Annotated in this window: 5 protein-coding genes; 2 read left to right on the forward strand and 3 right to left on the reverse strand. The window is 35.4% G+C overall.

Annotated features, from left to right (window positions below; translation table 11 throughout):
- Positions 1-728: 728 nt before the first annotated feature.
- Positions 729-1,400 carry a DUF4097 family beta strand repeat-containing protein gene (locus V7014_RS25095; RefSeq protein WP_335511502.1) on the reverse strand — a complete coding sequence of 224 codons (672 nt, stop codon included), beginning with the start codon at positions 1,398-1,400 and terminating at the stop codon, positions 729-731.
- Positions 1,401-1,613: 213 nt separating this feature from the next.
- Complete coding sequence (locus tag V7014_RS25100; protein ID WP_335511504.1) at positions 1,614-2,378, reverse strand: IclR family transcriptional regulator; 765 nt, start codon at positions 2,376-2,378, stop codon at positions 1,614-1,616.
- 181 nt (positions 2,379-2,559) lie between these two features.
- Between V7014_RS25100 and V7014_RS25105 the strand changes: the two genes are divergently transcribed.
- Positions 2,560-4,218 carry a thiamine pyrophosphate-dependent enzyme gene (locus V7014_RS25105; protein ID WP_335511505.1) on the forward strand — a complete coding sequence of 553 codons (1,659 nt, stop codon included), beginning with the start codon at positions 2,560-2,562 and terminating at the stop codon, positions 4,216-4,218.
- Between the two features lie 83 nt (positions 4,219-4,301).
- On the forward strand, positions 4,302-5,477 hold the full coding sequence (locus V7014_RS25110) for an LL-diaminopimelate aminotransferase (RefSeq protein ID WP_335511507.1): 1,176 nt from the start codon (positions 4,302-4,304) through the stop codon (positions 5,475-5,477).
- Between the two features lie 97 nt (positions 5,478-5,574).
- Here V7014_RS25110 and V7014_RS25115 read toward each other — a convergent pair.
- On the reverse strand, positions 5,575-6,857 hold a 1,283-nt coding region (locus V7014_RS25115; RefSeq protein ID WP_335511509.1), incomplete at its 5' end, for a dicarboxylate/amino acid:cation symporter.

Genomic DNA, 6,857 nt, shown 5'->3' on the forward strand with positions numbered 1-6,857 from the left:
AAATAAATGTCAATTAAAAGATACGTTTATTTCTTCTTTTTTTATTCGAACAATTATTACTAATATAACAAATTCAGAATCAAGCTAACTTTTCTTTACATGAAGATCTTGACTAGTTCATTAATGCCTAAGAATGCAAAAAGAATGAGACATCCAATTAATACGAGATTAGCAGGTAATTTACTTCTATATTCTTTTGTTACAGAATGTATCTTATATACTATATTTCAAATGACTATTGTTAATTTAGAACATAGTTTAATTAGAACTTTTTTTTATAAATTAATTAATCAATAAAAAAACGCCTTTAAAATGAACTTTAGATACGTGTAGTTTTGTAAATAACCAGCAGGGGAACAGGTTTGTTTATCTTTAGATACTACTATGTTCAAAACATAACTCACATGAAATCAAATTTAGGAATTATGCCCATTAACGATTGGATAGTTAATTCTTACAGGTTTCCGAACATATAATTTCAATCAATACAACAAACCTTCTATATGGATGTTAAAAAAAGAGATATATTATATAAAATATAGATTATAACTCTTTTCAAAAACTTTATCGTTTACTATTTGACACTTCATACTTCATTCCCTATATTTTGGTAGTTAGTATTATCTCTTCGTGTAGTCTTCCTGTCATGGAAGTAAGAAGTTTCAAAATAGTATGAATAAAAATGTACAATCTCTTGATAATAGCAGTTTATTAGAATAGTACCTATATTAATTCAATAATATATTTCCTGAAGTGCTTATTAATTTTACTTCGTAATCCCCTTTTCCAGATGTGCCTTTTGTTTCTTTTTCTTCTTGTTCCAAATCTGCTAACGGAAGACTGACTGATTGTCCCCCACTATTAGTTTTGAGATGAATTGCGGCATTTGGTTTGTCCTCATTTAATGAAACATCTACATTTCCACTCTTTGTGGTAACATATAAATCACTATGAAATTCAAGATAATTAAGCTTTACGTTGCCACTTTTTCCGTTGATTTGCAGATTGTGTGTTTGTAAATCCGTACCTACAACATTACCGGAAGTTCCCTCGACTATAATTTCTCCTTTGAAATCAGATGGTACTCGTACTTCTATTCGGGGCTTCTTACCGACTTTGATTAGACGGGTAAAATCTTTTTTTTGTTCAATTGATACTTTTCGTGCCTCCTTATCCATTACAACACCTGACTTATTGCCATATAAAAGGACGTACGCTTCTAATTCATCGATATCAGCTGACTCTACATTTACACTAGTGCTCCCATGATTGATATAAATGGTATTTATATCATTTAGGGATGCTCTTTGAATATCACTGCTTTCCCCATCATCTCCCGAACATCCATTTAAAACCAGCATCGCAAACATAGCGACTAGAACTAACAATTGTTTCTTCATTCTCTATCCCTCCTGTCGGATTTCATTATAAAAGGTGACGTAACGTCAATTGCAAGTCTTTTATAAAAAAAAACGCTTAAAGAAAAGGAAGAGTCTGCTCCATGATTGTTAAGTATTAAATGAGGCAACTATTGCTTATTAATAAATAAGTCTTAGGTGCCTCTTCATAGAATAAACCAAGAAGACACTAAATTTCATGAGCTTTTCCAAATACTAGACTATTGTATAGCCTAACTCCATGGATATACGCTTTGCCATTCTCTTCGTTTTATCTTTCAATACTTCTAGGAACTGATCATCAATTCTTAATTCTGGACCACTGACGTTTAATGCGGCAACCACTTCTTTTTTATGATTATAAATTGGGTACGAAATTCCGACGGTTTCCCTATCTTGTTCTCCTCTACTTAGTGCATAACCAAGCTCTCTAATTTTCAAAATTTCCTCTTGCAAAACTTCCTCATTGTCAATTGTCTGTTCGGTTAACTTTTTAAAGGTCATTTTTTCTATAAGTTCTTGTCTTTCAATTTCAGACAAATAAGCCAATAACAGTTTCGGTCCTGACCCTATGTAAAGTTCAGATCGTTTTCCGATACGCGTATATAAACGAATCGCGTGGTTCGTTTCGACCTTTTCGATATACACAGCTTCATCCTTATCTAATACAACTAAGTGAACTACTTCATTAATATCAGCACACAACTCTCTCATTAAAGGTAATGCTAGTTCACGAAGCTCGAATTGCTCCGCAACAAGACTGCCCAAATCCAGCAATTTTAATCCTAATCGATAACGTACATCCTGATTATTATTTTTCACTTTAGTTAAAAAACCACATTCTTCTAATGAAGAAAGTAATCGATAAGCTGTTGGCTTTGTTAGACTAGACTTTTCTGCTAATTCTGCAAGAGTCCACTCTTTTTTTTCTCTTGAAAAATAATCCAATAATGATAGTGCCTTAACTACACTTTGATTCATTATAATTCCCCCAATCTCTATAATACATATGACTTAATCCTACACTTACTGATTATAAGCACTATCAACAAACTGAATGTTCTGAAAATTAATTGCCCTTATGTTTTTTATATGTTACCATCATAATATCATAAAATGAAATAGCATTTCAATAATTGAAATAAGGTAAGGGGCGATCAAATTGAGTAAATTAGGCGGACATTTAATTGTAGAAGCATTAGAGAAAGCAAAGATAGACAAAGTGTTTTGTGTGCCAGGCGAAAGTTACCTTAGTGTATTAGATGGTCTTTATAATCATGAAAGTATTGAGCTCATTTCTACTCGTCATGAAGGTGGAGCCGCTTTTATGGCTGAAGCCTATGCAAAAGCATCTGGAAAAGTGGGAGTATGTATGGCTACTCGAGGTGTAGGGGCGACAAATCTTTCAATTGGACTTCATACCGCTATGCAAGATTCAACACCTGTAGTTGCTTTTCTCGGACAGGTTGAACGTGAATACATAGGAAAAGAAGCCTTTCAAGAAGTTGATTTAGCTGCGTTCTTTGGTCATATCTGCAAGTGGACAGTGGAAATTCAGGATGCGAACCGTATCCCCGAATTAGTAAATCGAGCCTTTCATATTGCAACATCAGGAAGACCTGGTCCAGTCGTCGTATCCTTACCTCACGATATGCTTGAAGATATAGTACAAAACCCACAAACTCATTACCACATAACACAAACAACTACACTCGAAGCTAACAAAGAACAGATCAAAGTAGCACTGCAAAAGATTACACTAGCAAAACGACCAATCGTTATTGCAGGTGGAGGAGTAACTGCTTCTCACTCTACTCATTTATTAGCAGAACTAGCTGAGAAGCTCTCTTTACCAGTTGCAACAGCTTTTCGAAGATATGATTCTTTCCCAAATCATCACCCATCCTATGCTGGTTGGTTAGGATTCGGTACAAGCAAAGATTTACTTGACTATATTTACGAAGCCGATTTAGTAATTGCACTTGGTACGAGATTTTCCCAAGTCTCCACTCAAGATTATTCACTCTTAAAGCCTGGAGTCGATTTAATACATATTGATATTTCTCCGGAAACAATCGGAAAAGTATATGCGGCTTCTCTTCCCATTGTATCGGACGCTCACGCGTTTCTAAAGAGCTTAAACGAAATCGTTTCAAAGTGTGATACTATTCCAAATCGAGTGGACACTGTTAGGCAACTTCATAACAGTTACCTAGCGTTTTCCACCCCAGAAAAAACATATTCCGAAGAATATGTTGATTTAGAAGGAATGATTCACGACTTCGCTCATCACATTCCAAAGAATGCAATCATTACAAGCGATGCTGGTAACTTTTTTGGATGGCTCTCGAAGTATTACCGATTTGAACAACCTAAGACCTATATCGGTCCCACCTCTGGAGCGATGGGATATGGCTTCCCGGCTGCACTTGGAGCAAAGCTTGCATGCCCTAATCAGTCTGTTATTTCGTTTTCAGGAGACGGTGGATTTATGATGACCTTGCAAGAACTGGCAACGTCTATTCACTATAACATCCCCGTTATAGCTATTGTGGTAAATAATAATTTATACGGTACAATTCGTGCTCACCAAGAGAAGCATTTTCCAAATCGTATAGTAGGAACTGAATTAACAAATCCTAACTTTTCGAAACTTGCTGAAATCTTTGGGTGTAACGGTGAGCGAGTTACAAAGAACGAAGATTTTATTCCGGCATTACAGCGAGCGATGGACTCTAACAAAACAACTCTTATTGAAGTATTATCAAATCCGGAAATTCTTTCTGTTAATCAAGCAAAAGTTCAAAAAACAAATGCTTAATGATGCAATAACGAAGCCTTTCAATCACTTATTCGAAAGGCTTTTCTTACATTATCTAACAAAAATTAAAGGAGCGAATAATAATGGTATTTCATTCGAAACGAATTTCTCAAATACCCCCTTATGTTTTTTCAACTATTAATAAAAAGAAAGCTGAACTGCGAAAGAAAGGTGTAGATATTATTGATCTTGGCATAGGAGACCCGGATTTCTCAACACCCCTACACATCATCAATAAATTAAAAGAAGAGTTAGATAACCCAGCTAATTTAAAGTATCCCAATTATAGTGGAATACCGGAATTACGAACAGCCATTTCTCAATTTTATATGCGTCAATACGGAGTAGAGCTTGATCCAGAAACTGAAGTATTAATTTTAATTGGTTCGAAAGAGGGAATCGCACATTTAATTCCTGCCATGATTGATCCAGAAGATATTGTGTTAACACCTGATCCTGGTTACGGTGTATACCGTACAGCCATTCAGTTAGCAAATGGTGTTCCTTATAATATGCCTTTAAAAAAGACACTCGATTTCAAACCTGATTTAAAGGTTATTCCAGCTAATATTCTTGAACAAGCTAAGCTAATGCTACTGAACTATCCTGGGAATCCTACAGCAGCAACAGTTGATGAAACTTTTTTTCAAAAAATAATCCAATTTGCAACCAAACACCGCATTCCTGTAGCGCATGATTTTGCATATAATATGATTACTTTTGATAACTACACAGCCCCTAGTATTCTGCAAGCAGAAGGTGCAAAAGAAATAGCCGTTGAATTTGGTTCTTTCTCAAAGACATATAATATGACTGGCTGGAGAATTGGCTATGTAGTAGGAAACCGCTCCATGATTGAAGCGCTATCCGTTATAAAAAACAATACCGACACGGGACAATTTATCCCTATCCAAAAAGCTGCTGCGTTTGCTTTAACAAGTGATCAAAGCTTCATCAGTCAACAAAATGAAATCTATAAAGAGCGTATGATTAAAGTGATTGAAACGCTAAATGAAATAGGCATCCATGCAAAAGTTCCCCGAGGAAGTTTCTTTATATGGGCTGAAGTGCCTCATGGGTTTACTTCTATCGATTTTGCTGAAACATTACTACAAGAGGCTGGGATTGTTGTCACGCCAGGATCTGTTTTTGGTGAAGAAGGAGAAGGCTATTTCCGTATTTCACTATCCGTTCCAGTGGAAAGATTAATTGAGGCTGGTGAGCGATTAAAAAACTATTTTCGAACCCTTAGTCAGTAATTCGTAAATAAAGAATCTTTTTTTCTTGCATACTATAAAAAAGATCAATCTCATTGATATATCGAGATTGATCTTTTTTATTATGATTAGGAAGTAATTATTCCGTGACACTCTTATGAGTTATTTCGTTAGCATTAAAAGATGTCTCATCGTGTTTCTTTTCCGATTGATCCACTACAGCAGCACCAACAATATCGCCTGTCACATTACATGTTGTAAAGATCATATCGGTTATAACATTTACACCTGCTGTGAGTCCGACTATTTCAATTGGTAGCCCTGCTTGAGTAAAAACAATAGACATTCCTATTAATCCAGCTCCAGGAACTCCAGCTGTTCCAATAGAGGCTAATGTTCCTGCTAGGATAATGCCAATAATGGCGCCAATACTTAAATCATATCCCATAATATTTGCTGCAAAAACGACACCTACACCAAAGTGTATTGCAGAACCGTTCATATTTACAGTAGCTCCTACTGGTAGAGTAAAATTAGCTACTTTATCACTAATCCCTGCTTTTTGTGCACTTTTGAGTGTAACTGGAAGTGTCGCTAAACTACTAGATGTAACGAACGCCGTAATAATAGCTTCACGTGTATTTTTAAAGAATTTTATAACGGGAACTTTAAACAAGAGGAGTATGATTGGGAAGATGATAAACATTTGCACACCTACACCTACATAAGAAGCAATTACATACTTACTAAGCGCAATTAAGGTGTCAAAACCTTGATTGCCTATAGTTGTCGCAGTAATCCCAAGGACACCAATTGGTGCATACTGTAAGATTCCACTCAGAATGCGGAAAATAACTTCACTTCCTGCTTCTGCAAATTTTAATAAAAGACTGCCCCACTCTTTCATTTGAGATTCAACTGAATGTCTCATGTAGGAAATAGCAAAACCTACAATAAGAGCTAAAAAGACAATACTTAATACATCGCCATTAGCAAGGGCTGCAAAAATATTGGTTGGAATGACTTGTAACAATACATCAATCATAGAGGGAGCTTCTGGCACCTCCATATCTGTGTTTTGAGGCATCTTCAATCCTGAACCAGGATTCATAAGTTCAGCTATTCCAATACCTAAAATGACTGCCAGAGCAGTTGTTATGATAAAGTATGGAAATATTTTAACTCCTATTCGACCCAATTCCTTTGGATTTGTATTATTAATAGATACAATTACAGTAAGTAAAATAAGTGGAACAACTGCCATTTTTAGTAGATTTAAGAAAATGGTACCCAATGGTTCCAACACTTGTGCTGATGGACCAAAAATCAAACCTATACATATACCTAGTAAGAAGCCTATCGATATTTTTAAAATAAATGATTTTTCACGATACCATCTCCATATTCCATACATCCACATTC

Origin of the sequence: Bacillus sp. JJ722 (assembly GCF_036963345.1) — a bacterium.
Lineage (GTDB): Bacteria > Bacillota > Bacilli > Bacillales > DSM-1321 > Bacillus_AD.